The sequence below is a fragment of the Desulfobacula sp. genome, from assembly GCF_021107415.1.
In genome coordinates this window covers 1-3,642 of sequence record NZ_JAIOSW010000195.1, presented here as the reverse complement: position 1 = coordinate 3,642, position 3,642 = coordinate 1, and the positions used below count along the sequence as shown (strand labels likewise).

The 3,642-nt window shown below is 36.2% G+C and carries 2 protein-coding genes; both read right to left on the bottom strand.

Annotated elements, in window-relative coordinates:
* Positions 1-420 precede the first annotated feature (420 nt).
* Positions 421-2,526, bottom strand: coding sequence for a tetratricopeptide repeat protein (locus K8S13_RS10510; protein WP_291462399.1), 2,106 nt, complete (start codon positions 2,524-2,526; stop codon positions 421-423).
* A 133-nt stretch (positions 2,527-2,659) separates the two neighbouring features.
* The gene (locus K8S13_RS25690; protein WP_367172558.1) at positions 2,660-3,100 is read right to left on the bottom strand and encodes a type II secretion system protein; all 441 of its coding nucleotides are present in this window, start codon (positions 3,098-3,100) and stop codon (positions 2,660-2,662) included.
* Positions 3,101-3,642: the final 542 nt, after the last annotated feature.

The following is a 3,642-nucleotide window of genomic DNA, read 5'->3' as shown; positions in this document are numbered from 1 at the left end:
TAACGTAGCTGTCATCATCATAGTCAACAAATGCATGATCTTTCACCTGCGAGTAGATAAAAAATGTTACTAAAACAAGAAAGAAACAAATCAGAATGTCAATGCGCTTTTTATACAAACTTTTATTATGAGTATTATAAGCAGTCATAGCCTAATCTTTTTAAATAAGATTTATATAGAGCCAATTTCAAAATGTCCCCTTTCGAAGTCTGCGCTTATCTGCCCAATCTCTGCATCAGGCTCAAATTTTAATCCTCTAAATACTCAATGTATTCCTCCGGTTAATCCGCATCAGGCGGATCACCCACCTTGACCTTGGACAAAATTGAACATTTTGAAACTGGCTCTATACGATAATGTATTACCGACTTTTTGTCAGGATTGTTTCATCTTTTTTTCACTGAACAAATAGGGATTTCTTCAGATTGGAAGTTCTGATATTTCTTTCGCTCTTTCCATTATTTTTTTTGATATCATCTCGGTTATTAATTCGCTTGAAACAGGTAGTAATAAATTGTCATGCGAAATTCTAATTAATTGATCTTTTACAGCTATTATACTAAATGAAGCAAGCAATCTCTCCGTGTATCGCTCGGCATCTTGAAAAAATCCTGCCTTTATACTGTTTTCAATCAGGCAGAAAAGCGGCATAATACTCTCATGAGGAATATTATTAGCACGTCTTAAAAACCAGTCCGCCCTGCTATATTCTTCAGATAAACTTAAGGCAGCTCCCATATACATCAAGGTAGTCTTGAAATTCGGAGCAAGTCTTAACGATTTTTGAAAATATTTAATTGCCTCATCAGATTTCTTTTGTTTTAAGAGTATAAATCCTTTTATATTGAGATATCCTTCATGATTCTCTGTAATTGAAACTAATTTATCAGCATGTTCCGACGCGTCATTCCATCTTCCACGGGTTATCAGTATTTTTATTAAGTCAAATCGGCCTTTTGTATAATTTGGGTCAATATCCAGAGCCCTTATAAGCAAATCAACAGCCTTTTGGGAATTGCCTTTTTGAAAATATATCCCTGCCATGTTATTTAGGATAGCTGGATATATATTCTTTCTCGATTTTCGGTGCGACAGGGATTTTTCATATAGTTTTAGTGCCAGGTCATGTCTGATATTCCCTAAATCACCTTTTTGAGACATTTCCAACGCCAGTACCGTCAGCGGTCTTGCGCTGCCCGGCGCCTTTCGCATTGCATCCTCCCACAGAGTTAATTCTGTTGCCCATGCCATGTTTCTAATATATGTGCCGATGCCAAGACCTGTCAGCAAAAGTGTAACAAAAAAAACGATAATAATATATATTGAAATCCTATTCTCCCGGTAATAATCAATAAGCCATTTTATGCCCGCTGAAACCGGAAGAAATAAAAATAATGACGGCAGGTAGTTGCGATGTTCAAAAATAAGTTCAAGGGGGATTATGGTCGATTCAATAACATGGTTCAAAAAGAAAAAAAGAATTGCAAAGGCAATGAGCGGCCTTTTTTTTATAAGACAAAATCCTGTTCCTATAAGCATAAAAACACTTAAAATAGCAGGCAGGGTAGTCCAAGGTTTAATTAAAGAAGTCGACAATAAGACATCATGCTCAATAGATAAACGATTCGGCACAGAATAAAATATTTGGCTGAGGTAATGAATGACAATCCTGGGTTCGGTCATTAAACGTTCAGCAAAAGTAAAATGACGATTTGCATATTCTTTCAGAAAAAAAAGCGAGTCTCCTTTCATAAAAAAGAAAATGCCCATTATTAAAACAAGCGATATAGTTCCTGCTGCAATTCCAATAAACCTTCTCCTTGTTTTTTGAGAACCCAGATTCTGGAAAAAAACAATTTCAATTAGAATAAGCGACAGAGGCAACATGGCAGCATTTTCCTTTGATCCCATGGCAAAGATAAAACTGAAAACACAGCCGATAATGAAATATATTCTGTTTTTTAAAGAATCTATAACTCTTGCTTTAATATAAAAATAAATACCAAGGATATAAAACATTGTAGCCAGGATAGCCATCCTTTGTACAATGTAAGTAACTGCCTGCGTTTGAACCGGATTTATTGCCCACATGACGGCAGTTAAAAGCGCTACAAAATGCTCGCTACCATCAAACTTGCCTTTAAGGTTGGGTGATTTAAAAAGATTGAAAATAGTTAGATAAAGAAAATATGCGGTCAGAATATGGATGACTATATTGACAATATGGTAACCTGTTACATCATCCTTGCCATAATACCAGTTAAGGGCAAATGTCAGGCATGCAACAGGGCGATACATCTTATCACCGATGTTCCAAGGGTTCTTAGGGTTTGTAAAAAGGGTTTGAAATAAAGAATTCGGGTGCAGGTTGTTTAGATGAAGATAGTAATTGTTTACTATATTCGGTTTGTCATCAAAATGCCAGGAAGCGTGAAAAGTGTTTGAATAGATGAGTATAATCAAAAAAAACAACAGAATAAAAGCAATCCAGGTGCTTCTGGTTGAAGGTGAACCACATTTGCTCAAAGGTTACGCCTCATCGCTGGGAAAGCAAAGTATTAGAGAAAAGGTGATGTTAAAACTTTATTATATAGAAAAAGGGGGGAAGGTCTCCCCCCTTTCCTCAGCCTTTTTTTAAACAAACGGTACTCTGAATCTTTTAGGGCGCAATGAGTTTTACGTATATACCACCACCTGAAACATTATTCCAGTAGCCTTGAGGGCTAGTCCCAATAACCATTCCTTGCTGGTAGTCTGTCGGGCATCTAAGACTGCCATCTGTAACTGTAATTGTAATATTGAGATTCGGATTTGCTCCGAGAACAGTCGCAGCATTTGTCCCGGTAGGTGTATAACCTGCACCATCATTTAGTTGAGCTAAAGTAGGCGTATTAAAACGTGAAGGATTTGCAAAATAATCTGCAATGGCTGATGCAATACCATTGGCATCTGATTCTGCTTGGCCGCAGAAAGCCTTGTTCCTGTAAGCAATAAAGTTAGGGATGGCGATGGCTGCCAGGATACCGATGATTGCGATAACAATCATCAGCTCGATTAGTGTAAAACCTTTTGAATTGTTTCCTCTTAGTTTTTGTAACATTTTTTACCCTCCTTGATATTAATAATTTATTTATGTTTACTTTATTTTATTTTATTTTACGATTTTTTTTAAGTCAGCTTAAAAGTGCATTCTCCTTTTATGCTTTTATTTTGTCTTTCCACCCCCTTTTTAATGTATGTTGATCATAAAGTCCATTTTTTCTTTTTGCTTTGAACCTAACAATTGCAAGGAACATGCCATTTCTTTTGTTCAGGTATTAATATTTACAACATGCTGTTTTCCCATAAAATTACATTAAACCTAAAAAATGTTTCAGATTTACAGTCGATATAAATGATATTATTTTACAAATATTGTTAATTTGTTGACAAAAATTGTCACTTTTCTTTAGCCACAGACCAGGCTTCGCACGAGGCTTCGACCCGGCAAGCTCCACGCAGACTGACACAGACTGTTATTTCTGCCGACTCGGCAGAAATAATGGTGCAGGCCTGTACAAATTTTCAAACAACTAAATTATTACTCACTTTTCTATCCCCAGTTTTTCAAGGCGATACCGCATAGACCTTGTGCTTATATCG

Excerpts from the sequence above, each read along its gene's own strand:
- K8S13_RS25690 (WP_367172558.1), bottom strand. The coding sequence starts at position 3,100 with ATGTTACAAAAACTAAGAGGAAACAATTCAAAAGGTTTTACACTAATC.